Genomic DNA, 24,448 nt, shown 5'->3' with positions numbered 1-24,448 from the left:
GTCTTGCTCCCGGTTAACTGCGTAGATAGTGGCGCATATAATGCAGAAACCGTGCCAGCCGTTAACCCACTGCCGGATAAGGGAATTTTTTATGACGGGGAGTTGTGCGGGTGTCGAGAGCCGCGCCTTTCGTCAGAAGTGACGTGACGAAAGGCGCGGTACGGCTTAGCGCGCGGGCAGCGCGTCGTAGCCTTTAAGGCGATAGTTCAGCAAAGAGAGCGCCCAGCAGGCGATAAACAGGCCGACCACGATGAACCCGGCGTTGCCGAGATTGTCATTCACGCCCGCCACCAGCTCCCAGATGCCACCGGTGAGGCCGAATTTATCCATCAGCAGCCCCAGCGCCTCAAGACCGCCAATCACCAGCGCCACCACGACGGAGGTGCCCGTGATAGTCATGTTGTAGTAGAGCTTGCGCTGCGGCTTGCTGAAAGCCCAGCCGTAAGCGCCGACCATCACCATATTGTCGAGGGTGTCGATAAGCGCCATCCCGCTGGTAAACAGCGCCGGGAAGACCAGAATCGACCAGACCGACATGCCGTTTGACGCGCCCGCCGCCGAGATCCCGAGCACGCCAATTTCTGTGGCGGTATCAAACCCGAGACCGAACAGAAAGCCGACCAGGTACATATGCCAGCTTTTGCTCACCAGGCGGAAGGTGGCGCGAAACAGCCAGCTCATCGGGCCGCCCGCCGCGAGCGCGTCGGCGTTTTCGCTGAGCGGCTCGCCGCGTTTCAGCCTGCTGAAGCTCTGCCAGATGCCGCGCAGGATGACCAGATTCACCAGCGCCATCGCCAGCAAAAACACCGCCGAGACGGTGGTGCCGATAACGCCGCCCACCTCGTGAAACCAGGCCATATCGTCTTTTATGGCCGCCGCCGTGGCAGCAATGGCGATGGACGCCAGCACCACGATGCTGGAGTGGCCGAGCGAAAACCACGCGCCGACGCCGAACGGGCGTTTGCCCTGCTGCATCATTTTGCGCGTGACGGTATCAATGGCGGCGATATGATCGGCGTCAACCGCGTGGCGCAGGCCGTAGCCCCAGGCGAGCAGGCTCGCGGCCATCAGCGCGGGGCTCTGATGGAAGGCGAAAAACGCCCAGATCCAGGCGGCCAGGTTAGCGAGGCCGAGCGCGGCCACCAGAGCCAGCGCGCGCGCGGGAAGACGAAGCAGTTGAGTCAGCATGACAACATTCCTGTAAGTGAAGAAAACGTGGCGGCGGCGATCGCCGCCTGGCCGAACGCCACCGCGCCATCGCCCGCGGGCAACGTCTGTGGCAGCAGCAGCCGGAAATCGTGAAGGTAAAACGCCAGACGCTCGCGCAGCAGCGCGTTATGCAGCACCCCACCGCCGCAGGCGATTGTCGTGATGCCGTGCGCGTTCGCATGCAGACGCGCGAGTGCGGCCAGCCCACCGGCGAGCGCATCATGAAACGCCCAGGCGCGCGCGCCTGAGGGGGCGTCGAACGCCAGCAGGCTCGCCCAGAAGGCAGGCATATCAAACTCGCCGCCGCTAAGTGACAACGTCACACTATGCGCGACCGCGCCATGACGGCGCGCCAGCGCCTCCAGACGACACGCCGCCTCGCCTTCGTAGCTTTGCGCGCGAGGCGCCACGCCGAGCATGGCGGCGACCGCGTCGAAAAGGCGGCCCGCGGAGGACGCCTGCGGCGCATTAATGCCCCGCGCCACCGCACGAACCAGCGGCTGCCAGGGCTTATCAAGAAGCCCTGCGGCCTCAGGAAGCGTCTGCCAGTCGGGCACGAACGCCTGCCACTGCGCCAGCCAGTTTCGCCACGGCTGGCGCGCCGCCAGGTCGCCGCCCGGCAGCGCCACGGCAGGCAGCCCGCCCAGCCGCTCGCAGCGCCGGTAATCCACCAGCAGACACTCGCCGCCCCACAGCGTGCCCTGCTCGCCCATGCCGATGCCGTCGAGCGCCAGCGCAACCACCGGCCCGGCGTCGCAAGGCCAGCGGTGCTCGGCGAGGCACGCGGCGATATGCGCGTGGTGATGCAGCACGTGGAGCACCGGCAGGCCCATCGTTTCGCCGAGCGCGGTCGTGCGGTAGCCGGGGTGCGCGTCCACTACGATCTGCTGCGGGTGAACATCGTAAATCTCGCGAAACAGCGCCAGCGCCTGTCGCCACTGCGCTTCAGTCTGCGTGTCGCCAAGATCGCCCAGATGCTGGCTCAGCACCGCCTCGCTGCCGCGCGCGAGGCAAAACGTATTTTTCAGGTCTGCGCCCAGGCAGAGCGTGGCGGGCACCGGCGCAACGCCGGGCGGCAGCGGGAGGGCATCCGGGACAAAACCGCGCGCCCGGCGCAGCATCTCGCCGCTCTGGCGCATCACCGAATCATCCATCCGCTGCAAAATGTCGCGATCGTGCAGCAAAAAGCCGTCGGCAATTTCGCCCAGCTGCGACAGCGCCTGGGCGTTGGTGAGCGCGGGCGGCTCGCCGCTGCGGTTGCCGGAGGTCATCACCAGCGGGCATTCGACGCCCTGCATCAGCAGGTATTGCAGCGGGTTCGCGGGCAGCATGACGCCGGTCTCATTGAGCCCCGGCGCGATAAGATCGCACAGCGGCGGCAGACAGGCGTTATCCACCAGCACAATCGGCGCGGCGGGCGTGGCGAGCCGCGCGCGAATATCGTCATCAAGACGGGTGTCCACCGGCAGCATCACCGCCAGCGGTTTGGCCGGGCGCTGTTTGCGCGTGCGCAGGCGCGCCACGGCCTGCGGGTTTTGTGCGTCGCAGGCGAGATGAAACCCGCCGAGGCCTTTGATGGCGACAATCTGCCCGGCCTTTAGCGCGGTGGTGGCAGCCTGGAGGGCCGCCTCTTTTTCGGCATGTCGCCCGCCGCTAACCCAGCGCAGCTGCGGGCCGCAGTCCGGGCACGCCACGGGCTGCGCGTGAAAGCGCCGGTCGGCCGGGTCGCGGTATTGCGCGCTACAGCGCGCGCAGAGCGGGAAGCCCGCCATCGCGGTGTTGGGCCGGTCGTAGGGCATCGCGCGAATAATCGTGAAGCGCGGGCCGCAGTGGGTACAGTTGATAAACGGGTAACGCCAGCGGGGGTCAGTCGGGTCGTTGAGTTCGCGCAGGCATTGCGGACAGGTGGCGGCGTCCGGGGTTATCTGCGTACGCATCGCCCCGCCGCCGCTTTCCCGTATGGAAAACGCCTCTGGCCGTTGCGGCCAGCGAAACGGCGCGGCGCTGACGCTGTCGATACGCGCAAGCGGCGGACAGTGCTGCCAGAGCGCGGCGATAAACGCCCCTTCGCCGCCGGTGAGGCGCACCTCCACACCAGCGCCGTCGTTGCAGACGTCGCCCGCGAGTTGTAACCGCTGCGCCAGTTGCCAGACGAAGGGGCGAAATCCTACCCCCTGCACCCGGCCCTGGATGCGTAAAATCGTGCCGTTCAGATTCATGGTCGTATCAGAAAGCGCGGGCCTGCGCCCGCGCGGGTTGAGCTATACCGCCGCGGCGTCGCGCAGGCGCGCCTTCATGCTGGTATAGGTGGTCTGGACATAGGCTTCGGCATCGCGCTGATCGGCGATAGCCTCCACATTCACCGCGCAATACTTGGTTTCCGGCGTTTTAGAGACCGGGTCGAGATTATCCTGGGTGAGCTCGTTACAGGCCCCGATCCACCACTGGTAGGTCATGTAAACCGCGCCGGGGTTGATGCGCTCATTAACATCGGCACGGCTGATGACGCGGCCACGGCGAGAGTTAACCCACACCAGCTGGCCGTCGCGCACGTTAAGCCGCGCGGCGTCCTGCGGGTGCATCTGCACGCGGCCCGGCTCGTCGGCGAGCGTCTGCAACGCCGCGCAGTTGCCGGTCATCGAGCGGCAGGAGTAGTGCCCCACTTCGCGCACGGTACAGAGCACCAGCGGGTAATCGGCATCCGGCTGTTCCGCCGGCGCGCGCCAGGCCGCGGCGAACAGCTGACCTTTGCCGCTCGGCGTATCGAAACGATTACCGGCGTAGAGGTACGGGGTGCCAGGGTGATCCAGCGTCGGGCACGGCCACTGCACATGGCCCATGTCGCCCATTTTCTGATAGGTCACGCCGTAGAACAGCGGGCAGAGCTCGCGCATTTCGTCCCAGATCTGCTGGTTGTTGTCGTAATGCATCGGGTAGCCCATAGCGGTGGCGATAAGGCTGATAATTTCCCAGTCGCGTTTGACGTTATATTTCGCCTGCACGGCCGCCTCAAAACGCTGGAAGCCACGGTCGGCGCAGGTGAAGACGCCGCCGTGTTCGCCCCAGGAGGTGGCAGGCAGCAGCACGTCCGCCACTTCGGCGGTTTTGGTCATGAAGATATCCTGAACCACCACGAAATCGAGCGCCTCGAAACCCTGACGTACCAGGCCCAGATCGGCTTCGGTCTGGAGCGGATCTTCACCCATGATGTAATAGGCTTTGACTTTGCCTTCGAGCGCCAGGTGCGGCACTTCGGTGATGCGCACGCCGATTTTGTCGTCCATCACCGCCGGGTCGATGCCCCAGGCGCGCGCGAATTTTTCACGCACCGCCGCGTCTTCGACATCCTGATAGCCGGGGAACTGATTGGGCAGCACGCCCATGTCGCACGCGCCCTGCACGTTATTCTGGCCGCGCACCGGGCCGACGCCCACATGCTCGCGCCCCAGATTACCGGTGAGCAGCGCAAGGCTTGAGAGCCCTTTCACCACGTCCACCGCCTGGCCGAACTGCGTCACGCCCATGCCCCACATAATGGTGGCGGACGGCGCGGCGGCGAACGTGCGCATTGCCTGGCGAATTTGCTGCGCGCTGACGCCGGTCAGGTGCTCGACCACCTCCGGCGCGTAGTCTTTGACGGTCTCGCGGTACGCGTCCAGCCCCTCGGTATAGCGCGCCACATACTCTTTGTCATACAGCCCTTCTTCCAGCAGCACATAGCCGAAAGCGTTCACCAGCGCCATATTGCAGCCGTTGTTGAGTTGCAGGTGCTGGTCGGCGATGCGCGCGGTTTCAATTTTACGCGGGTCGCAAACAATGATTTTCGCGCCGTTCTCTTTAGCTTTCAGCACGCGGCGCGCCACGATCGGGTGCGAGTCAGCGCAGTTGTAGCCAAAGACCAGCAGGCATTTGGAGTTTTCGATATCGCCGATGGAGTTACTCATCGCGCCGTTGCCGAGCGTCTGCTGAAGACCTGCGACCGACGGCCCGTGGCAGACGCGGGCGCAGCAGTCGACGTTATTGGTGTTAATCACCGCGCGGGCGAATTTCTGCATCACGTAGTTGGTTTCGTTGCCGGTGCCACGCGAGGAGCCGGTAGTCATGATGGCGCGCGGGCCATACTGCTCTTTAATGGCCGACAGACGCTCTGCGGTGTAGCGGATCGCCTCTTCCCAGGAGACAGCTTTGAACGCGCCGCCTTTCTCGTAGCGGATCATCGGCTGGGTGAGGCGCGGCGTCAGCAACTGGGTGTCATTAAGGAAATCCCAGCCGTAGTAGCCTTTAAGGCAGAGCTGGTTCTGGTTGGTAACGCCTTCGGCCGCCTCGGCACGAATGATTTTGTTGTTATCCACGACGAGCTTGAGTTTGCAGCCCGCACCGCAGTACGGACAGACGCTGGTGATTTTTTTCATCAGTAACAGACCTGTTAAAAGTGAAATCGATGGCTTAAAAAGCCAGGGATGAGAGGCCATCGAGCGCGGCGCGACGGCGGCGTTCGGCGCTGAGCGCTTCCAGACGGTTGCGATCGATGCAGACAATGGCGTTGGTCGGGCACGCGTCGATGCAGGCCGGGCCTTCTGCGCGGTGATGGCAGAGATCGCATTTATTAGCTTCGGCTTTTTCGGCCAGCACGTTGAGCCCGGCGCCGCTGTTACGCACCACAGGGCGCACGACCACTTCCATCGCGCCGTACGGGCACGCGACCACGCAGGTTTTGCAGCCGATGCAGCGCTCCTGATGGACATGGACGAAATCGTTGTCACGGCTGATAGCGCCGTTCGGGCAGACGCTCGCGCACGGCGCGTCTTCACACTGGCGGCACATGGTCGCGGTGGAAACATTCACGCCTTTCACAACGTGAATGCGGGGCAGAAAGGTTTGCGGCGTGAGCGCGGCGCAGTCCTGGTTTTCCTGATGCGACACCACGCACGCCACCTCGCAGGTGCGGCATCCAATACATTTACTTGAATCAGCAATGATGAAGCGGTTCATCATAGTCTCCGGCTGTGGGTTGAACCCACTCGCTAATACACAATCCGTGCCAGATTTTATTTGCTTGATTTTATTAAGGATTATTTGCGAGGGAGTGCGTCAGTGGCGTGTCATCGACACTTATGACGATAGAAATGACGGTATGACGGGCACAAAAAAGCGGGTCTGATAACCCGCTTCGTCGGTCTTACACGGTTAATGCCTTATGCGCACAGCTCCGTTTCACTGTGGGCAGCGCTGATAATCTGTTGCAGCCCTTGTTTACGGTAGTAGTTGTAACGCTCATGAAACCAGGCGGATTGCGCCTCGCTCATATTGCCGGTGATGGCGTCGATATCGATACGGCGTCCTTCTCCGTTCATACGGGCAAAACTGCTCGCCAGAAAATCAAAGTTCTTGAACGAATAAATGTCTTGTCTGTTCATCAGTTTCTCCCTCCACTCCATCAACTGTATACGATGCAGAACCGCGCTTTTTTTATTCAGAAGATTCCTGGTAGCCAGAGGCCGGTTTCGGAGCTATCTGGCGGGGGAAATGCGGGCGGGACGGCGTGTGCACGTTGTGTACCCGCCCTGGAAAATATGAAAACGGTAGGGTAGGTGGTTTTGCTCCGGCTAAAAAAAATCGGCCGCGCCGTTTCGCCGCAGGCCGGGGCGCACCGGAGGGACCCGGTGCGAGGGCAAGACAATACAGGGACGTATTGTCTTGCCCGACCCGTGGCCGGAGGGAAAAAGGCGCGGCTTACCCGAAGGGGCGATTTTCTGCCGGGAGCCGGGATTGCAAAGGGGGCGGCAGCGAGCCCCCTTTGCACGTTCGCGTGAGGAAGACGCACATATAAACGCGACGTGAGGGCGAACGGAACCATTTCCCCGACCTGGTATATTTCTCTTCCCCCGGAGTTTTCCCAAAACGCAAATGGTGGGTGCGCTGCGCTTACCCACCCTACAATTCACCTTCTCATGTAGGGCGCGCACCCGCCATCTTCACTACGCGCCCTCTTCCACCGCCAGCGCCGCGAACCCGCCGTTGCCTTCCCACTGCGCCAGACGACCATAAACGGTATCGACGGCGTGTTTTACCGCTTCGGTCATCGGGTAATAAAATCCCACGATATCGGGCTGGATACCGAGAAAAATCACCTCGCCCACGTCCTCGCGCAGCTGATCCACCAGATAATTGAGCGGCATATTGTGGGTCGTCATCATAAACATTTCGGAGATATCGTCCGGGTCGATGAGGCGGATCTCGCCGGGGTTGAGCCCCATCTCGGTCGCGTCCACGAGGAGCAGTCGCTGCGGGCGCAGCTCGCGGATCGCGCCGATGTCATTCTCCGGTGCGCTGCCGCCGTCTATCAGCACCCACTCGCCCTGCGGCGCGACGCGGAATTTTTCGGCAAGCAGCGGCCCTGCGCCGTCGTCGCCCATCATGCTGTTGCCCACACATAATAAAACGTCAGTCACGATCCCTCCTCACCATCACATATACCGCCGGTTCACGCTGTATTGCCTGCAACAGCCCGAGCAGCTCGCGGCTCCAGACCTGCTGCTGTTCGTTCTGGCGCGTCATCGCCTCGTCAAAGGCGCGCGCCAGCAGCGTGACGTGATTCTGGTCGATAACGATTTCGCCATAGCGCGGCACGCCCTGCATCTTGCGCTGCGCCTCGCCGGGCGCGAGCGTCGCTATCCACGCCTGGTATGCATCAAACGGGCAGATCAGCGACGCCTTCAGGCAGTCAATCACGCCCAGATGGTGGCCAATCGCCAGGCTGTAATAGATAACCTGCTGCGCCTGCGGCGGCGTCGCGTCGTTTTCATCAACGAATTTGCGCGACAGCCTGCTGAACACTACGGTTTCGCTCATCCGACGCGCTCCTGGGCGACCACCTCGTCAAGCCGGGCGACGATTTCGCTCAGCCGCGGGTCGTTTTCCTGCGAGAGCCACCCGGCGACGCTGTCGCCGCCGAGCGTCAGGTGGCGCATATAGTCGTCAGCTATCTGGCGGCCATAGCGATATCCGGCCAGACGCCGGGCGGCGCGGTCAACCCGCACACGCAGCGGCTGGACCATCTCCGGATGGAGGATCTCCGCCGCCTGGTTGTCCTGCTCGCCCGGCAGGCGCGCGTGAATTTTCTGCTCCAGCAGGCCGAGCGCCATCGCAAAGCCGTAGAGGGTCGCGGCAGGCGTCGGCGGGCAGCCGGGGATATAGACATCTACCGGCACAATTTTGTCGGTGCCGCCCCAGACGCAGTAGAGATCGTGAAAAATGCCACCGCTGTTGCCGCAGGCGCCGTACGAGATGCAGATTTTCGGGTCGGGAGCCGACTCCCAGGCGCGCAGCGCGGGCGAGCGCATGGCGCGCGTAACCGCGCCGGTAAACAGCAGAATGTCGGCATGGCGCGGCGACGGCACCACTTTGATGCCAAAACGTTCGGCATCGAACAGCGGCGAGAGCGTTGCGAAAATTTCGATTTCACACCCGTTGCAGCCGCCGCAGTCGACGCGATAGACATACGCCGACCGTTTGATGTTTTTCAAAAGCGAGGTTTTCATGCGCGCGATGGATTCATCCACCGTCACCGGAACGGGAATATTGTTGCTGTCGCGTGGGCCGAGCAGGTTCATCACACCGCCTCCTTCATTTCGCGGGTCAGGTCGATAAGCTCTGAGGGCGCAAGGCCCTGCTGGCGTTTACAGTCAGGGCAGGTTTCAAAGCTGGCGCGGTGGCGCTCGGCGCGCGCATCGCCGTTGTGCGCGAGCAGCGCTATCGCGTAATCCACCTCTTTTTGCACCGCAAACGGCTGCTGGCAGACACGACAGCGGCAGAGCGCGAAGCTCGCCTGCTGGAGAAAATCCTCTTTACGCCACACCGCCAGCTCATACTCCGGCGTGAGGCGGATGGCCGCCGTCGGGCAGACCTCTTCACAGCGCCCGCAAAAGATGCAGCGCCCGAGATTGAACTGCCAGTCGAGACGGTCGTGTTCGAAGTCGGTCGCGACGGTTAAGGCGTTAGACGGGCAGGCGTTAATGCACGCCGCGCAGCCGATGCACTGCTGCGGATCATGCTGCGGCTTGCCGCGAAAATTTTTGTCGACCGGCATCGGTTGCAGCGGATAGGGCTGCGTCGCCACGCCGGTTTTTAATGCTTTTTTGATAAAGGTAAACATATTGTCTCCTGTCGCCTGCGCGACGGTTACCCGGCAGGTGCGCTTTGCTTACCCACCAGCCCACCAGCCAGCGGCACCTATTTCAGCGGCGAATTTTTACGCTCAATGCTGTAACGCTCGAGCTCTTTGTACGCCACCACCTGGCTTTTCTTCTTGCGCACATCCACCACCGTCATACGGTCGGTGCAGGAGTAGCACGGGTCGAGGCTGCCGATAATCAGCGGCGCGTCGGAGACCGTATTGCCGCGCAGCATATAGCGCAGCGTCGGCCAGTTGGCGTAGGTCGCCGCACGGCAGCGCCAGCGGTAGAGCTTCTGGTTGTCGCCGGTCATGCTCCAGTGGATGTCGTCGCCGCGCGGCGCCTCGGAAAACCCGAGCGCAAAACGGTTCGGGATATAGGTAAATCCTTCCACCAGCAGCGGGCCGCCTGGCAAGTTATCAAGCCCGAAATCGATCATGTTGAGCGCGGTGAACACCTCGTTGATCCGCACTTTGAGGCGCGAAATCACGTCACAGCCCTGCTCGCTGTGTACTTCCATCGGCAGCAGGCCGTAACCGACAAACGGGTGATCGGCGCGGGTATCACGGGCGTGCCCGCTCGCGCGCACCATCGGCCCGACATTGCTGAAATCGCGGGCGATCTGCGGGTCGAGACGGCCAATGCCCGCGGTGCGCTGCTCGATGTTCGGCGTGCTGAGCAGAATATTCACCAGATCCTGCACCTCGCGGCGCATCTGCTGGGCAAGCAAACGGGTCTCGATCATGTCGTCTTTCAGCAGGTCGCGGCGAATGCCGCCAATCAGGTTCATACCGTAGGTTTTACGCGCACCCGTAAGAATTTCCGCCATTTTCATGGAGGTCTCACGCACCCGGAAAAACTGCATAAACCCGGAATCGAACCCGACGAAGTGGCACGCCAGACCGAGGTTGAGCAGATGGCTGTGCAGGCGCTCCACCTCCAGCAGAATGGCGCGGATCATCTGCGCGCGCTCCGGCACCTGAATGCCCATCGCATTTTCCACCGACGTGGTGTACGCGGTGCTGTGGGCGAAGCCGCAGATCCCGCAGACGCGGTCGGAGAGAAACGTCACTTCGTTGTAGCCCATGCGGGTTTCCGCGAGCTTCTCCATGCCGCGATGCACATAAAAAAGGCGGTAGTCGGCGTCGATAATGTTTTCGCCGTCGACGAACAGCCGGAAGTGGCCCGGCTCGTCGGAGGTGACATGCAGCGGGCCAATCGGCACCACGTTGTTTTTGGCATCGCCCAGCTCGTTGATGAACTCGTAGGTCTCTTTATCGCTGGTCGGTGCCGGGCGCTGGCGGTAGTCCATGCTGTCTTTACGCAGCGGATAGAGATCGTCCGGCCAGTCGTCCGGCAGCACCAGGCGGCGCTCATCCGGCAGGCCGACCGGGATAAGGCCGTACATGTCGCGCACCTCGCGCTCACCCCAGACGGCGGCAGGCACGCGCGGCGTCACGGACGGGAACTCCGGTTTATTCGCATCCACCTCGACCCGCACGGTTATCCAGCACTTCACGCCCTGCTCCATTGAGAGCACGTAGTAAACGGCGTAACTGCCGCACAGCTTGCGCTCGTCGTTGCCGAACAGCACCGACAGCCAGCCCCCCTGCTGGTAGTAAAGAAACTCCACCACTTCCGGCAGATAATTGATTTTCACCGTGACCGTCAGCTGGTCGCGGGTTTGCCAGGCTTCATCAAGCACCACGCCGGGAAACGCCTCGTGCAGCGCGCGCAGATAGTGTTGCCCTGTTTTTTCTTCAGACATCGTTCAATTCTCTTATCACGCCGCCAGCAAGGAGACGAAAGCTAAAAAGGCCAGGCCGAAACCGGTCCAGGTGACGCGCGATACGGCGTTAAAACGCAGGCGCGCCATGCTGTTTTCAAACAGTGCGATGACCAGCACGCCCACCAGCAGTTTGATAACCGCCAGCGCGAGCGCCAGCAGGCCGCCGCTCACGGTCAGGCTCGTCATCTGCCCCCAGGGCAGAAACACGCCGACGAACATCTGCAACACCACCAGTTGCTTAAGGCTGATGCCCCATTTCAGCAGCGCGAAACCCGCGCCGCTGTACTCGGAGAGCGGCCCTTCCTGAAGCTCCTGTTCAGCTTCGGCGAGGTCGAACGGCAGCTTGCCCATCTCAATAAAGGTGGCGAAAGCGCAGGCGGCGAGCGCCAGCAGCAGCGGCAGGCTGCGCGCGACAGGCCAGTGGTAAACCATCGCGGTGATGTGGCTGATATGCGTCGAGCCCGCGACCGTCGCGGCGACCCACAGGCCCAGCAACAGAATGGGCTCCACCAGCACGCCGAGCATCGCCTCACGGCTCGCGCCGATCGCCGTAAACGGGCTGCCGGTATCAAGCCCGGCGATGGCGAAAAAGAAGCGCGCGATGGCGAAGAGATAGACCAGCGTAATCAAATCACCCGCGCCCGGCAGCGGCGAACCCACCGTCACCACCGGCAGCGCAGCGGCGATGGTCAGCATGACCGCCAGCATGGCGAACGGCGTGAAGCGAAACACCCAGCCAGCGGCCGCAGGGGCCACGCTCTGGCGGCCCAGCAGCTTGAACAGATCGCGATACTCCTGAAGCACGCCCGGCCCGCGCCGGTTATGCAGGCGGGCGCGCACCACGCGGGTCACGCCCGAAAGCAGCGGCGCGCACGCGAACAGCGCCAGCGCCTGAATGAGGGGGAAAAGGATGTTTTGCATGTCAGACTCCTCGTGAAATCACGACCACCAGCAGCACGGCCAGCTCGACCAGCGCCAGACGGCGACAGAGCGCGGGCAGGCAGGCGCTCTGCCAGCCAGGCAGCCAGCGCGCCGGGTTAAGGATATGGCGAAGCGCTATCAACGGCGCGAAGGCGGCCTTAACCGGCCGGGCGAAACCGTGCGCGGTGATAACCATCGCCTGTTCATGGTCATAGCCGCAGACCCAGGCGGATCCACGCGAGCGCGACGCCAGACGATCGCCTTTAAAGAGCGTCATCAGCAGGAACGGCAGCAGCAGCGAGCCCGCCAGCAGCAGCGTCATCACCGGCTGCGAGACGGTCGTGCCCTGGGTGACGAGCGGCAGCGGGACGGCGCGCCCGAGCAGCGGCAGCAGCCACGGCGCGGCAATGCCGCCCGCCAGGCAGCAGAGCGCCAGTCCCGCCACGCAGAGGCGCATCAGCCAGGGCGCGTCGGTGGCGTTTGCCGCCGCCGGGGTGCGCGGCGCGCCGAGGAACGTCACGCCGTAGACTTTCGCCATACACATCACCGCCAGCGCGCCGGTGATGGCAAGCCCTACCGCCAGCAGCGGCCCGAGCAGACGCGCGATAAACAGCGGCTGCGCGCCGAAGTCAAAAAACGCCTGGTAAATCACCCACTCGCCCGCAAAGCCGTTCAGCGGCGGCAGCGCGGCCATGGCCATCAGGCCCACCAGCATGGAGAGTGATATCAGCGGCATGGTTTTGCCGATACCGCCGAGCTTTTCGATATCGCGATATCCGGTGCGATGAAACACCGCGCCCGCGCCGAGAAACAGCGTGGTTTTAAAGAGGCTGTGGTTGAAGAGATGATAAAGCCCGCCGACCAGACCCAGCGCGACGAGCGCCGGTTCGCCCAGGGAGATCCCGGCAAGCCCGCTGCCAAGCCCCAGCAGAATAATGCCGATGTTCTCAAGCGTGTGGTACGCCAGCAGGCGGTTGATGTTGTGCTCCATCAGCGCGTAGAGCCCGCCGATAAACGCGGTCACCATGCCGAGCGCCAGCACCAGCACGGCGCACCAGAGCGGCAGCGCGGCGTTCATCAGCGAGACGACCAGAATGCCGTAGAGGCCTACTTTCAGCACCACTGCGGAAAAGAGCGCGGCGGCGGGCGCGCTGGCCTGCGCATGCGCCTGGACCACGCCGCCGTGCAGCGGCACGATGCCCGCGTGTAGCCCGAACCCGGCAAGGCCCAGCAGCCAGACGCCCGCGCCAAAGGGCTGTCCGGCCGTGAGCGAGCTTAACGCCAGGATATCGAGGGTGCCGTAGTGCCGCCACAGCAGCCAGCATGCCAGGGCGAGCAGCAGCGTGCCGAGCCGCCCGAGCGCGAACCAGAGTTTGCCGCTCGCGCTGTCGGGGGTCAGGAACACGGCGGCGAGCGCCACTATCTCCACCATGACCACCAGCGCGCCGAGGCTCTGTACGGTGACGGCAAGCGTCGCCGCGCCGAGCAGCAGAGTCATCAGCGCGCCGCTGGCGCGTGTCTCGCCATCACGCGGGGTGATCAGCGTGAAAAGGCAGATAAAGAGCCCCGGCAGGCCGAGGGTGGCGAGCCAGATGGCGTTGAAAGCCGTCAGGCGCACATCAAGAGTGCCGACTTGCGTGGCAAGCGGCCCGGCGCTGCTGTGGATGAGCAACAGCCCGCCCGCCGCACTCGTGCACAGGCAACCCAGCGCGCCGCCAAGCCCGGCAAGGCGGGCGCTGAGCGGCTTATGCCAGGCGGTCAGCAGCGCCAGGAGCAGCCCGGCGCCAAAAGCCCCCAGCGCCGCCTGATAAAAGAAAATCGCGTTCATTGTTCTCCTCCGCGCGGCTGTAACAGCAGCGACAGGTCGCCCAGGTCGGCGTTAATGGTCAGTTCACGTTTGCGGCGGCTGGCGCGCGCGATGTCGTGGTTATCGACAATCTTCAGCGCGCGGGTCGGACAGGTACGCACGCAGGCGGGGCCTTCCTCGTCGAACTGGCAGAGATCGCATTTCACCGCCACGGCGCGCACGCCGGGCGTCCAGTCGAGAAACGCCCCGACGTGCGCAGGCGCAGGCGGCGCGGGCGGCGCTTTCGGGCTGTTGACGTTGGCCGGAATATGCAGCGGTCGGCTGCCGGAAAATTCAATCGCGCCAAACGGACAGGCGATGCCGCAGAGCTTGCAGCTGACGCACAGGCTTTCATTAAGCTGAATAGCTCCCGCCTCGCGGGTGATGGCGTTCACCGGGCAGACCTGCGCGCAGGGCGCGTCTTCACAGTGGTGGCAGAGCTGCGGTGCGGAGTCTTTCTGATTACGCATAACCGTCAGACGCGGCCTGGATTGCAGTCCATGCAGGCGGTGCGTCTCTGAGCAGGCGGCCTCGCAGGTGTGGCAGCCGATGCAGAGCGTGGAGTCGGCAATGATAAAACGGTTCACCAGCGGTTCCTCAGGTGATAGTCATTTTTGACGAAAAGTGACGATGACGGGCGATTTCGACAGTCCCGACATGTCGTCCTGTTAATGTGACGACGCATCGCGGGCCGCCAGGATGTCGCTGATGCGCAGCGGCGCGTCGTGTTGTACCGCGTCGTAAAGCCCGTCATAGACTGCGCCGATTTGGTCCAGATAGTGCGCCAGCACTTTTTCGCGGTCGCGAATATCCACCGCGCCATCAAGCCGTCCCTGCGTGTCAAGCTGCGCGGTGGCGAGCAGCGTCTCATCGCGCCCGTCGCGGCGGGCTATCAGGTAGTTGATCGTGCGGCAGTGAAAGCCCTCGGCCTGCTCCACGCGAATAGCAAAATGCTCAAACAGAAAGAAGCAGAGCCCGTTCTGCGGCTCGCAGCCGAGCGAATGGTGCAGTTTCTGGCGCGACAGCGTGATCGCCTGGACCAGCGTGTTGCAGTAGGTGTGCCAGTGCGCCTGTAAACAGCGGTGGCGGTCGGCGATAAATTCCGCCTTCTGGCTTAATTCGGAAAGGATCATGGTTTCTCGCTCATTTAACAGAGATACCGCTGTTTAGCAGGAACCATGCCATTTTTTATCTTGCTGTATTTAAAAGATTTATTTCAAAACGTCACCTCACGCACGCTGTCACGACATGTCATTTCGACAGCCTCGACACCCATGACGACAGCCCGCCGTCCGTCGTTATCCGCACTGGCACTCTTATTGCATTACTGAGCGCATCGTATCGGAGGCGTTATGCATGAACTCACACTCTGCCAGCGGGCAGTAGAAATCATCGAACAGCAGGCGCAGCAGCTCAATGCGCGCAGGGTTACCGGCGTGTGGCTGGAGATCGGCGCGTTCTCGTGCGTCGAGCGCGGCGCGCTGGAATTTTGTTTTGAACTGGCCTGCCGTGACACCCGCGCCGAAGGCTGCGCGCTTCATCTCAGCCAGCAGGAGGCGCAGTGCTGGTGTCTCCACTGTCAGCGTGACGTGCAACTGCTGACGACGCTGGTTCGCCGCTGCCCGCATTGCCACCACGCGGATCTGCGTATCGACGCCGATGACAGCGTGCAAATCAAGCGTCTGGAAATAGAACAGGAGTAGAAAATGTGTACAACCTGCGGTTGCCAGCACGGCAACCTCTATATAGAAGGCGATGAGCGCGACCCGCACTCGCCGTTTCGCAAAGCCCCCTTCGCCGCCGCCCCGCACCTGGTCGCCCCCATCACCACGGTTAACCTCAGCGCGTTTACGCCCGCGGTCGCCCCGCAGGGGGATCTGGATTACGGTCATGGCGAGGCGGGCACCCACGCGCCCGGCTTAAGCCAGCGAAAAATGGTCGAGATTGAAATCAACGTGCTGGATAAAAACAATCAGATAGCGCAGCGCAACCGCCAGCGCCTCGCCGCGCGCGGGCAGCTGGCGCTAAACCTGGTCTCCAGCCCTGGCTCCGGCAAAACCACGCTGCTGACGGAAACGCTCAAACGCCTGCGGGGCACCACGGCCTGCGCGGTTATCGAAGGCGATCAGCAGACGGTGAACGACGCCGAGCGCATTCGCGCCACCGGCACCCCGGCCATCCAGGTCAATACCGGCAAAGGCTGTCATCTGGACGCGCAGATGGTGCAGGACGCGATGACGCGCCTGCCGCTTGAGGATAACGGCGTGCTGTTTATCGAAAACGTCGGCAATCTCGTCTGCCCGGCCGGGTTTGATCTCGGCGAGCGCCACAAGGTGGCGGTGCTCTCGGTAACGGAAGGCGAAGACAAGCCGCTCAAATACCCGCACATGTTCGCCGCCGCCTCGCTGATGCTGCTTAACAAAATTGATCTGCTGCCGTACCTGAATTTCGACGTTGAGAAATGCATGGCGTACGCGCGTGAGGTCAACCCGGATATCACCATCCTGCTGGTTTCCGCCACCCGTGGCGACGGCATGAGCGCCTGGCTTGCCTGGCTGGAGGAACAGCGATGTGCATAGGCATTCCGGGGCAGGTCTGCGAGCTGCTCACCGGCAACCTCGCGCGCGTCGAGGTCTGCGGCGTCACGCGCGAGGTGGATCTGACGCTGGTCGGCACGCATGACGAGGCGGGCATGCCGCGGCTCGGCCAGTGGGTGCTGGTGCATGTCGGCTTCGCCATGAGCCTGATTAACGAGCGCGACGCGCGCGACACGTTAGAGGCGCTGCAAAACATGTTTGACGTGGAGCCGGATGTCGGCGCGCTGCTGTATGGCGAGGAGAACCGCTGATGCGTTTTGTCGATGAATACCGCAACCCCGACCAGGTGCTGCGCTTAGTTGACCGGCTGCGCGAGCGCGCTGCCCTGCTCCCCACGACCGCGCAGCATCCGCTACGCATCATGGAAGTGTGCGGCGGCCACACACACGCCATTTTTAAATTCGGCCTCGACCGCCTGCTGCCGGAAAACATTGAATTTATTCACGGCCCCGGCTGCCCGGTTTGCGTGCTGCCGATGGGACGTATCGATAACGCCACCGAAATCGCCCGTCGCCCCGGCGTGATTTTTTGCACCTTTGGCGACGCGATGCGCGTGCCGGGCAAAAACGGGTCGCTGTTGCAGGCCAAAGCGCAGGGCGCGGATGTCCGTATCGTTTATTCGCCGATGGACGCGCTACACATCGCCGAACAGCATCCGCAGCGCGAGGTGGTGTTCTTTGGCTTAGGCTTTGAAACCACCATGCCCGCCACCGCGCTGACGCTGATGCAGGCGAAAGCGCGCGATGTGGCTAACTTTTACTTTTTCTGCCAGCACATTACGCTTATCCCAACCCTGCAAAGCCTGCTGGAGCAGCCCGATAACCAGACCGACGCCTTTCTGGCGCCGGGGCACGTCAGCATGGTGATTGGCACCGGGGCCTATGATTTTATCGCCGGACGGTTCGCCCGCCCGCTGGTGGTCGCCGGTTTCGAGCCGCTGGATCTGTTACAGGGCGTGCTGATGCTGGTGGAGCAGCGCCTCGCCGGTCAAAGCCGCGTGGAGAACCAGTACCGCCGCGTGGTGCCGGATGCAGGCAACCCGGCGGCGCAGCAGGCGATCGAGGCGGTGTTTTGCGTCGAAGGCGACAGCGAATGGCGCGGCCTTGGCGTTATTCCCCACTCCGGCGTGCGGCTGCGCGAGCCGTACCGCGCTTTTGACGCCGAGGCGCATTTCGCGCCCGCGCCGCAGCAGGTCAATGATTCGCCGCTCGCCCGCTGCGGCGATGTGCTGACCGGGCGCTGCAAACCCGCCGAATGTCCGCTGTTCGGCACGCGCTGCAACCCGCAAAACGCCTTTGGCGCGCTGATGGTCTCTTCGGAAGGCGCCTGCGCGGCATGGCATCAGTATCGTTCAGAGGAGTGTGAAGCATGAACACCATTACCCTCGCCCACGGCAGCGGCGGCCAGGCGATGCAGCAGTTGATCAACCGCCTCTTTATGCAGGCGTTCGACAACCCGTGGCTCGCCGAGCAGGAAGATCAGGCACGTCTGCCGCTGGCGGAGCTCACCGCAAAGGGCGACCGGATCGCCTTCTCAACCGACAGCTACGTGATTGACCCGCTGTTTTTCCCCGGCGGCGACATCGGCAAGCTGGCTATCTGCGGCACCGCCAATGACGTGGCGGTCAGCGGCGCGCTGCCGCGCTGGCTCTCCTGCGGGTTTATTCTCGAAGAGGGTCTGGAGATGGCGACGCTTGAGAATGTAGCCCATAGTATGGCCGCCACCGCGCGCGCCGCGGGCATTCAGATAGTCACCGGCGACACCAAAGTGGTGCCGCGCGGCGCGGCGGATAAAATTTTTATTAACACCGCCGGGATTGGCGCGATCCCGGCCGATCTCCAGTGGGGGGCGCGACAGCTTGCGCCCGGCGACGTACTGCTGGTCTCCGGCACGCTTGGCGATCACGGCGCGACTATTCTTAACCTGCGTGAAAATCTGGGGCTTGAGGGCGAGCTGGCAAGCGACTGCGCCCTGCTCTCGCCGCTCATTCAGGCGCTTCGTGCGGTGCCGGGCGTGAAAGCCTTGCGCGACGCCACTCGCGGCGGCGTCAACGCCGTGGCGCATGAGTTCGCGGCAAGCGCGGGCTGCGGGATTGAGCTTCAGGAGCGCGCGCTGCCGCTGACGCCTGCCGTGCGCGGCGTCTGCGAGCTGCTCGGCCTCGACGCGCTGAACTTCGCCAACGAGGGCAAACTGGTGATCGGCGTGGCGCGCGACGCGGCGCAACAAGCCCTGGCTGCGCTGCGCGCCCACCCGCTCGGGCGTGAGGCGGCTATTATTGGTGAGATGGTGGCGCAAAAAGGGGTGCGCCTCGCCGGACTGTACGGCGTGAAACGCACGCTTGATCTGCCGCACAGTGAACCCTTACCGCGGATCTGCTAAACCCTGTTCCTGCGCAAGAACCTGATAAACAGGCTGCGGATACAATATTGATTTACGTTTTCGCCTTTTGCGAACGATTCTGGATGAGCCAATGTCATATACACCCATGAGCGATCTCGGCCAGCAAGGGCTTTTCGATATCACTCGCACTCTGATGCGCCAGCCCGATCTCTGCGCGCTGGCGGAGGCGCTGAAATCGCTGCTTAACGCCACAGGGATGGCGGATCGGGTCAACATTCTGCTTTATCACCCCAAACATCAGCGCACCTGCTTTTACAGCGTCGACGGCGTCGGCAACGCGGTGACGTATGAAGATGAAACTGTGCTCTCTCACGGGCCGGTGCGGCGGCTGCTGTCGCGCCCTGAAGTGCTGCACTGCCGTTATGACGAATTCGCGGAGACCTGGCCGCAGCTCGCCGCGCTGCCGCTCTACCCGGCGTTCGGCTACTACTGTCTGGCGCCGCTCGCCGCCGAAGGGCATATTTTCGGCGGCTGCGAGTTTATCCGCGACGCGCGCGAAAGCTTTAGCGAAAAGGAGTTCTCCCGGCTACAGACGCTGACGCAAATCGTGAGCGTGGCGGCGGAACAGATCCAGACGCGGCTTGGCAACAGCCAGGATTACGCGCTGCTGTGCCGCGAGCGCGACGACTTTCGCATTCTTGTGGCTATCACCAACGCGGTGCTCTCCAAGCTGCATCTCGATGAGCTGGTGACCGAGATCTCTCATGAGATCCACCGCTATTTCAGTATCGACTCGATAAGCATCGTGCTGCCCGCCGCGCGCAAGGGCAAGCTGACCATCTACTCCACGCACTATGTCGATGAAGCCGCGCCGCTGCACGACCAGAGCGAAGTGCTGGAGAAAGGCACCCTCTCGGCCCGCGTGTTTAGCTCGCGCGAAATGCTGCTGGTGAATCTGCATCAGCGCGACGAGCTCGCGCCCTACGAGCAGATGCTGTTTGAGATGTGGGATAACCAGATCCAGACCATCTGCCTGCTGCCGCTGATGTTCGGCGAGAAGATGCTCGGCGTGCTGAAGCTCGCGCAGTGCGAGGAGCATATTTTCACCGCCGCCAATTTAAAACTGCTGCGCCAGATTGCCGAGCGTATCGCCATCGCGGTGGATAACGCGCTGGCGTATCAGGAGATCCATCGCCTCAAAGAGCGGCTGGTGGATGAAAACCTGGCGCTGACCGAGCAGATCAACAATGTGCCGGCGGATTTCGGGGAAATCATTGGCCGCTCGGACGCCATGATGGCCGTGATGAAACAGGTGGAGATGGTGGCGAAAAGCGACAGTACGGTGCTGATCCTCGGTGAAACCGGCACCGGCAAAGAGCTTATCGCGCGCGCTATCCATAACCTGAGCGACCGCAACGGGCGGCGGATGGTGAAACTCAACTGCGCGGCGATGCCCGCAGGCCTGCTGGAGAGCGATCTGTTCGGCCACGAGCGCGGCGCGTTTACCGGCGCCAGCGCGCAGCGCATCGGGCGTTTTGAGCTTGCCGACAAGAGCAGCCTGTTTCTGGATGAAGTGGGCGACATGCCGCTGGATCTCCAGCCGAAGCTGCTGCGCGTGTTGCAGGAGCAGGAGTTTGAGCGGCTCGGCAGCAATAAAGTTATCCAGACCGACGTGCGGCTTATCGCCGCCACTAACCGCGATTTGCGCCAGATGGTGGCGGACCGCGAGTTCCGAAGCGATCTCTATTACCGTCTGAACGTGTTCCCGATCCATCTGCCGCCGCTGCGCGAACGCCCGGAGGACATTCCGCTGCTGGTGAAGGCGTTTACGTTTAAAATCGCCCGCCGCCTGGGGCGCAGCATCGACAGCATTCCCGCTGAAACGCTGCACGCGCTGAGCGAAATGGAGTGGCAGGGCAACGTGCGCGAGTTGGAAAACGTGATTGAGCGCGCGGTACTGCTGACGCGCGGCAATGTGTTGCAGCTCTCCATGCCGGAGCTGGCGTTCCGCCCGGCGAAAAAAACCGCCGCCGCCCTCGCGCCGCCTGACGACGTGCGCGAGGGTGAAGATGAAGTCGCGCGCATCACGCGGGTATTGAAGGAGACCAACGGGGTCATCGCCGGCCCGAAAGGCGCCGCCGCGCGCCTCGGCGTGAAGCGCACCACCCTGCTTTCCCGCATGAAGCGGCTGGGGATCGATAAGGACGCGTTGTAACCGTCGGGGGTGGCGGGTGCGCACCCGCCATGCCCGCTTTATGCCACCCGCCTGGCCTTACTCGCCTTTAAACATCGGCGGCGGCTGGCGGAAACGGCGCGTGAGCCACGTCAGGTACGCAAGGCCGAGCGCCGCCCAGATAAGCCCCATCGTCAGCGAGCTTTTTTCAAGGTTCAGCCACAGCACCGCGACCGTCAGCGCGCCCACCAGCGGCAGGATCAGGTAATTCACCCGGTCCTTCCAGCCCTTGTTGCGCCCTTCCCGCAGGAAGAAATGATTCACCACCGACAGGTTCACGAACGTAAACGCCACCAGCGCGCCAAAGTTAATCAGCGCCGTCGCGGTCACAAGGTCGAACGACAGCGCGCTCAGCGCCACTACGCCGACCAGAATCACGTTCAGCGCGGGCGTGCGCCATTTCGGATGCACGTAGCCGAAAACCTTTTCCGGGAAGACGTTATCACGGCCCATCACATACAGCAGGCGCGACACGCTCGCGTGCGACGCCAGCCCCGACGCCAGGGTGTTGACAAACGTACAGCACAGGAACACCGACTGGAACAGCTTGCCACCAACATAGAGCGCTATCTCCGGCAGCGCCGCGTCGGGCTCTTTAAAGCGTCCCATTGTCGGGAAGAAGAGCTGGATAAAAAACGACGCCGCGATAAAAATCACGCCGCCATAAAGCGCGGTTAGGAAAATCGCGCGCGGAATAGTTTTCCCGGCGTCCGGCGTCTCCTCTGAGAGCGTCGTTACCGCGTCAAAACCGAGGAACGAGAAACAGACGATGGTCGCGCCGGTAATGATAGGCAACAGCTGCGCGTTCTCGCTGACAAACGGTTGTACCGACCAGACGGTGCCCGCCCCTTCGCCCCGATGCAGCCCGTGGATCACCAGAAAGATAAACACCGCGATGATCGCCACCTGCACCGTCACAAACAGGGTATTGAAGTTCGCCACCAGATTGACGCTTTTCAGGTTGGCGATAGTCATGATCCCGACATAGAGCACCACCCAGATCCACTGGGGCACGTCCGGGAACATCGCGGAGAGATAGAGCTTCGCCAGCAGAACGTTGATCATCGGCAGGAACAGATAATCGAGCAGCGACGACCAGCCCACCAGAAAGCCGACGTGCGGGTTAATCGCCTGCTGGGCGTAGGTGTAGGCGGAGCCCGCCGTCGGGAAACGCTTCACCAGTTTGCCGTAGCTGATGGCGGTAAAGAGTACGCCCGCCAGCGCCAGTAAATACGAGGCCGGGACGTGACCGTTGCTGATGCCGGAGACGATGCCGAAGGTGTCGAATACGGTCATCGGCGTCAGGTAGGCGAGGCCCATCATCACGACCTGCCAGAGTTTGAGCGATTTGCGCAGTTGCGGACGCGCCGCTACGTTAAGTTCGACATTAGTCGCCATCGCGCATCCCCCCTGTCGTCTCTGTGCGGCAGGGCGAAACAGAGGCCGGAGGGGAAAGTCGTTGCGTGCGCCAGGCACGTGGGCTGAAACACACGGCAGGCGCAGGCCCGTCATTACTGCGGCTCAGGCGGGTGCCCGCACGCAGCGGACAGACATAAAGTGGCACCATCTCATTATCCTCGTAACGTATCCTGAACGTCGTCTGTAAGCCGCTGTCGCGCGTTTTCCTTCACGCGACACCGGAACGCCGGCGCGACAGGCCCGGCGAGCTTTCGCCGCGGCCTTCTGTGGCGCGGCGCGGTGCGTGCTGAACCGCTGCGGGTATAGACTACCTGTAGCCTGGATAACGCCCGCCTGCCATCAACGCGGGTAAGATTTCCGGCCAACCGTCAGGCGTTTTTCAGCATCCACTCAATTTCCGTTTCGGTGATGAGCCGCTCAAACTGGATAAGCTCGTCGTTTTTACAGGCGTGAAACACCTCGCAAAAACGCGCGCCCAGCCGCTCGCGCATCGCCGGATGAACCTGGAATTCGTACAGGGCGTCGCTCTGGCGGATAGGAAACGGCGTTCCTTCCTGCTCCAGACCGTTACCTTCCACGGCCTCGGGCAGCGGCAAGTCGTTTTCCAGGCCGTGCACTATACCTGCAAGCACCGCAGACATCACGAGATAAGGGTTCGCATCAGCCCCGGCCACGCGATATTCCACGCGGTGGCTGTCGCGATCGCCGCAGGGAATACGCAGCGCCACGGTGCGGTTGTTGTGGCCCCATGAGGCCTGTGTCGGGACATACATGCCCGGCTGGAAGCGGCGGTAGGAGTTGACGTTCGGCGCCAGCAGCGCCATCGAGGCAGGCAGCATGTCGATCATCCCGGCGAGGGCCTGCTTCAGCAGCGCGGAATCGTCGCCATCCGGGAGCGCCAGCACGTTCTGGCCATTATCATCAACGATGCTGATATGAATGTGCATGCCGCTGCCGGCGTGTTCTTCATAAGGTTTGGCCATAAAAGTGGCCTGCATGCCGTGCTTTTCAGCCACCAGCCGCACCAGCCGTTTGAGCGCCAGCGCGTGATCGCAGGCCTGTAACACGTTGTCGGTATGGTGGAGGTTGATTTCAAACTGGCCCGGCGAGGCTTCCGCCACCGCGCCGTCGGCCGGGATTTGCTGCATTCGCGCCAGCTCGTCGATATCGCTTAGCACGTCGGCGAAGCGGTCGAGATTGTCTACCGAGTAGACCTGGCTTTGGGTGTTGCGATCCTGGGTGCCGGGCGCGCACGGCGGCTGGAGATAGCCTTCCGCGTCGCGCTGGCGGTCAATGAGATAGAACTCCAGCTCTACCGCTACCACGGGGTGCAGACCGCGCTGGCGCAGCTGCTGCCAGAGCCGGTTAAGCACGTTGCGCGGCTCAACGTCAAAGGGAGTGCCATCTTCATCCTGCATGGTCAGCAGGAGCTGGCCGAGATATTCCGGGTCGGTCGCCGACGGCACAAGACTCCCCGCCACCGGCACGCAGCGGCGATCCGGCTCGCCGAGATCCTGCCCCAGCCCCGCCTCTTCCACCACATTGCCCAGAATATCCATCGCAAAAACCGAGGCCGGGAAGTAACAGCCCTTCTCGACTTTCAGCAAACCTGCCACCGGGATGCGTTTGCCGCGAAAAGTGCCGTTAAGATCGGTGAGCATCACGTCGACATATTCCGTCAACGGGTAACGCTCCAGATAGGCATTGACTTCGCGGGCAAACGCACTGGTTCGCCTCTCTTCACTGTGACGCACAACATTCTCTACTTCCACGATATTGGTTTCCATGATTCACCGCCGTTGTTGCAGATGCCGATCTGCGCAGTCAGACCGTTCGATATAATTTCCACTTTTAGAATCTAGATGCAACAGAAATGTTTTTCAAATGTTAAATGACGTTTGAATTTTAGTTACAGCGCTG

22 protein-coding genes are annotated in these 24,448 nt (G+C 62.5%); 6 read left to right on the top strand and 16 right to left on the bottom strand.

The features are described 5' to 3' along the window. Positions 1–165: 165 nt before the first annotated feature. The 14 genes from AFK67_RS08870 to hycA all read right to left on the bottom strand — a co-directional run bounded on the left by AFK67_RS08870 (position 166) and on the right by hycA (position 15,072). Positions 166–1,188, bottom strand: coding sequence for a HoxN/HupN/NixA family nickel/cobalt transporter (locus tag AFK67_RS08870; protein ID WP_038883797.1), 1,023 nt, complete (start codon positions 1,186–1,188; stop codon positions 166–168). Continuing rightward, positions 1,182–3,428, bottom strand: a complete 2,247-nt coding sequence (gene hypF, locus AFK67_RS08865) for a carbamoyltransferase HypF (RefSeq protein WP_038883799.1) — start codon at positions 3,426–3,428, stop codon at positions 1,182–1,184. The genes AFK67_RS08870 and hypF overlap by 7 nt, the downstream gene beginning before the upstream one ends. Positions 3,429–3,470: 42 nt before the next feature. Then, positions 3,471–5,621, bottom strand: a complete 2,151-nt coding sequence (gene fdhF / locus AFK67_RS08860) for a formate dehydrogenase subunit alpha (protein WP_007725180.1) — start codon at positions 5,619–5,621, stop codon at positions 3,471–3,473. 34 nt (positions 5,622–5,655) lie between these two features. Further along, positions 5,656–6,201, bottom strand: a complete 546-nt coding sequence (gene hydN, locus AFK67_RS08855) for an electron transport protein HydN (RefSeq protein WP_007725178.1) — start codon at positions 6,199–6,201, stop codon at positions 5,656–5,658. 203 nt (positions 6,202–6,404) lie between these two features. Beyond that, complete coding sequence (gene glgS / locus AFK67_RS08850) at positions 6,405–6,626, bottom strand: cell surface composition regulator GlgS (protein ID WP_007725174.1); 222 nt, start codon at positions 6,624–6,626, stop codon at positions 6,405–6,407. A 561-nt stretch (positions 6,627–7,187) separates the two neighbouring features. Then, positions 7,188–7,661, bottom strand: coding sequence for a hydrogenase maturation peptidase HycI (hycI, locus tag AFK67_RS08845; RefSeq protein ID WP_007725171.1), 474 nt, complete (start codon positions 7,659–7,661; stop codon positions 7,188–7,190). Then, positions 7,654–8,061, bottom strand: a complete 408-nt coding sequence (locus tag AFK67_RS08840; protein ID WP_007725169.1) for a formate hydrogenlyase maturation HycH family protein — start codon at positions 8,059–8,061, stop codon at positions 7,654–7,656. Before AFK67_RS08840 ends, hycI begins: the two co-directional genes overlap by 8 nt. After that, positions 8,058–8,825, bottom strand: a complete 768-nt coding sequence (locus tag AFK67_RS08835; protein WP_038883804.1) for an NADH-quinone oxidoreductase subunit B family protein — start codon at positions 8,823–8,825, stop codon at positions 8,058–8,060. The genes AFK67_RS08840 and AFK67_RS08835 overlap by 4 nt, the downstream gene beginning before the upstream one ends. After that, positions 8,822–9,364 (bottom strand): formate hydrogenlyase complex iron-sulfur subunit, encoded by a 543-nt coding sequence (locus AFK67_RS08830; RefSeq protein ID WP_007725163.1) that lies wholly within the window; start codon positions 9,362–9,364, stop codon positions 8,822–8,824. The genes AFK67_RS08835 and AFK67_RS08830 overlap by 4 nt, the downstream gene beginning before the upstream one ends. Positions 9,365–9,441: 77 nt before the next feature. Beyond that, positions 9,442–11,151 (bottom strand): formate hydrogenlyase subunit HycE, encoded by a 1,710-nt coding sequence (gene hycE / locus AFK67_RS08825; RefSeq protein WP_007725151.1) that lies wholly within the window; start codon positions 11,149–11,151, stop codon positions 9,442–9,444. A gap of 15 nt (positions 11,152–11,166) precedes the next feature. Then, a complete protein-coding gene (locus AFK67_RS08820) occupies positions 11,167–12,093 on the bottom strand; it encodes a respiratory chain complex I subunit 1 family protein (protein ID WP_007725148.1) in 927 nt (308 codons plus the stop codon). A gap of 1 nt (position 12,094) precedes the next feature. After that, positions 12,095–13,921: a formate hydrogenlyase subunit 3 gene (gene hycC / locus AFK67_RS08815; RefSeq protein WP_007725145.1), complete on the bottom strand. Its 1,827-nt coding sequence runs from the start codon at positions 13,919–13,921 to the stop codon at positions 12,095–12,097. Next, the gene (locus AFK67_RS08810) at positions 13,918–14,526 is read right to left on the bottom strand and encodes a 4Fe-4S dicluster domain-containing protein (protein WP_007725141.1); all 609 of its coding nucleotides are present in this window, start codon (positions 14,524–14,526) and stop codon (positions 13,918–13,920) included. The genes hycC and AFK67_RS08810 overlap by 4 nt, the downstream gene beginning before the upstream one ends. A gap of 81 nt (positions 14,527–14,607) precedes the next feature. Beyond that, positions 14,608–15,072, bottom strand: a complete 465-nt coding sequence (gene hycA / locus AFK67_RS08805; protein WP_038883808.1) for a formate hydrogenlyase regulator HycA — start codon at positions 15,070–15,072, stop codon at positions 14,608–14,610. A 219-nt stretch (positions 15,073–15,291) separates the two neighbouring features. Between hycA and hypA the strand changes: the two genes are divergently transcribed. The 6 genes from hypA to flhA all read left to right on the top strand — a co-directional run bounded on the left by hypA (position 15,292) and on the right by flhA (position 21,091). Continuing rightward, positions 15,292–15,642 carry a hydrogenase maturation nickel metallochaperone HypA gene (gene hypA, locus AFK67_RS08800; protein WP_007725133.1) on the top strand — a complete coding sequence of 117 codons (351 nt, stop codon included), beginning with the start codon at positions 15,292–15,294 and terminating at the stop codon, positions 15,640–15,642. Between the two features lie 3 nt (positions 15,643–15,645). Then, positions 15,646–16,518 (top strand): hydrogenase nickel incorporation protein HypB, encoded by an 873-nt coding sequence (gene hypB / locus AFK67_RS08795; RefSeq protein WP_007725131.1) that lies wholly within the window; start codon positions 15,646–15,648, stop codon positions 16,516–16,518. After that, complete coding sequence (locus AFK67_RS08790; RefSeq protein WP_007725130.1) at positions 16,509–16,787, top strand: HypC/HybG/HupF family hydrogenase formation chaperone; 279 nt, start codon at positions 16,509–16,511, stop codon at positions 16,785–16,787. Before hypB ends, AFK67_RS08790 begins: the two co-directional genes overlap by 10 nt. After that, positions 16,787–17,908 carry a hydrogenase formation protein HypD gene (gene hypD, locus AFK67_RS08785; protein WP_007725129.1) on the top strand — a complete coding sequence of 374 codons (1,122 nt, stop codon included), beginning with the start codon at positions 16,787–16,789 and terminating at the stop codon, positions 17,906–17,908. The genes AFK67_RS08790 and hypD overlap by 1 nt, the downstream gene beginning before the upstream one ends. Beyond that, complete coding sequence (hypE, locus tag AFK67_RS08780; protein ID WP_007725128.1) at positions 17,905–18,915, top strand: hydrogenase expression/formation protein HypE; 1,011 nt, start codon at positions 17,905–17,907, stop codon at positions 18,913–18,915. The genes hypD and hypE overlap by 4 nt, the downstream gene beginning before the upstream one ends. 91 nt (positions 18,916–19,006) lie before the next feature. Beyond that, positions 19,007–21,091 carry a formate hydrogenlyase transcriptional activator FlhA gene (gene flhA, locus AFK67_RS08775; protein WP_038883810.1) on the top strand — a complete coding sequence of 695 codons (2,085 nt, stop codon included), beginning with the start codon at positions 19,007–19,009 and terminating at the stop codon, positions 21,089–21,091. 57 nt (positions 21,092–21,148) lie between these two features. On the opposite strand, the gene AFK67_RS08770 is transcribed toward flhA, so the two are convergent. Then, positions 21,149–22,507, bottom strand: coding sequence for an APC family permease (locus tag AFK67_RS08770; protein WP_007725123.1), 1,359 nt, complete (start codon positions 22,505–22,507; stop codon positions 21,149–21,151). 389 nt (positions 22,508–22,896) lie between these two features. Further along, positions 22,897–24,315: a glutamine synthetase family protein gene (locus AFK67_RS08765; RefSeq protein WP_007725120.1), complete on the bottom strand. Its 1,419-nt coding sequence runs from the start codon at positions 24,313–24,315 to the stop codon at positions 22,897–22,899. Positions 24,316–24,448: the final 133 nt, after the last annotated feature.

Source organism: Cronobacter dublinensis subsp. dublinensis LMG 23823, assembly GCF_001277235.1.
Classification (GTDB): domain Bacteria; phylum Pseudomonadota; class Gammaproteobacteria; order Enterobacterales; family Enterobacteriaceae; genus Cronobacter; species Cronobacter dublinensis.
The sequence above is the reverse complement of the archived record's forward strand: the minus strand, read 5'-3'. Positions and strand labels throughout refer to the sequence as shown.

Coding starts and splice junctions, on each gene's coding strand:
- AFK67_RS08840 (WP_007725169.1), bottom strand. CDS start 8,061: ATGAGCGAAACCGTAGTGTTCAGCAGGCTGTCGCGCAAATTCGTTGAT.
- hypA (WP_007725133.1), top strand. CDS start 15,292: ATGCATGAACTCACACTCTGCCAGCGGGCAGTAGAAATCATCGAACAG.
- AFK67_RS08790 (WP_007725130.1), top strand. CDS start 16,509: ATGTGCATAGGCATTCCGGGGCAGGTCTGCGAGCTGCTCACCGGCAAC.
- flhA (WP_038883810.1), top strand. CDS start 19,007: ATGTCATATACACCCATGAGCGATCTCGGCCAGCAAGGGCTTTTCGAT.
- hypE (WP_007725128.1), top strand. CDS start 17,905: ATGAACACCATTACCCTCGCCCACGGCAGCGGCGGCCAGGCGATGCAG.
- hypD (WP_007725129.1), top strand. CDS start 16,787: ATGCGTTTTGTCGATGAATACCGCAACCCCGACCAGGTGCTGCGCTTA.
- AFK67_RS08870 (WP_038883797.1), bottom strand. CDS start 1,188: ATGCTGACTCAACTGCTTCGTCTTCCCGCGCGCGCGCTGGCTCTGGTG.
- AFK67_RS08820 (WP_007725148.1), bottom strand. CDS start 12,093: ATGCAAAACATCCTTTTCCCCCTCATTCAGGCGCTGGCGCTGTTCGCG.
- hypF (WP_038883799.1), bottom strand. CDS start 3,428: ATGAATCTGAACGGCACGATTTTACGCATCCAGGGCCGGGTGCAGGGG.
- hycC (WP_007725145.1), bottom strand. CDS start 13,921: ATGAACGCGATTTTCTTTTATCAGGCGGCGCTGGGGGCTTTTGGCGCC.
- hycA (WP_038883808.1), bottom strand. CDS start 15,072: ATGATCCTTTCCGAATTAAGCCAGAAGGCGGAATTTATCGCCGACCGC.
- hypB (WP_007725131.1), top strand. CDS start 15,646: ATGTGTACAACCTGCGGTTGCCAGCACGGCAACCTCTATATAGAAGGC.
- hydN (WP_007725178.1), bottom strand. CDS start 6,201: ATGAACCGCTTCATCATTGCTGATTCAAGTAAATGTATTGGATGCCGC.
- hycE (WP_007725151.1), bottom strand. CDS start 11,151: ATGTCTGAAGAAAAAACAGGGCAACACTATCTGCGCGCGCTGCACGAG.
- AFK67_RS08770 (WP_007725123.1), bottom strand. CDS start 22,507: ATGGCGACTAATGTCGAACTTAACGTAGCGGCGCGTCCGCAACTGCGC.
- fdhF (WP_007725180.1), bottom strand. CDS start 5,621: ATGAAAAAAATCACCAGCGTCTGTCCGTACTGCGGTGCGGGCTGCAAA.
- AFK67_RS08765 (WP_007725120.1), bottom strand. CDS start 24,315: ATGGAAACCAATATCGTGGAAGTAGAGAATGTTGTGCGTCACAGTGAA.
- AFK67_RS08830 (WP_007725163.1), bottom strand. CDS start 9,364: ATGTTTACCTTTATCAAAAAAGCATTAAAAACCGGCGTGGCGACGCAG.
- glgS (WP_007725174.1), bottom strand. CDS start 6,626: ATGAACAGACAAGACATTTATTCGTTCAAGAACTTTGATTTTCTGGCG.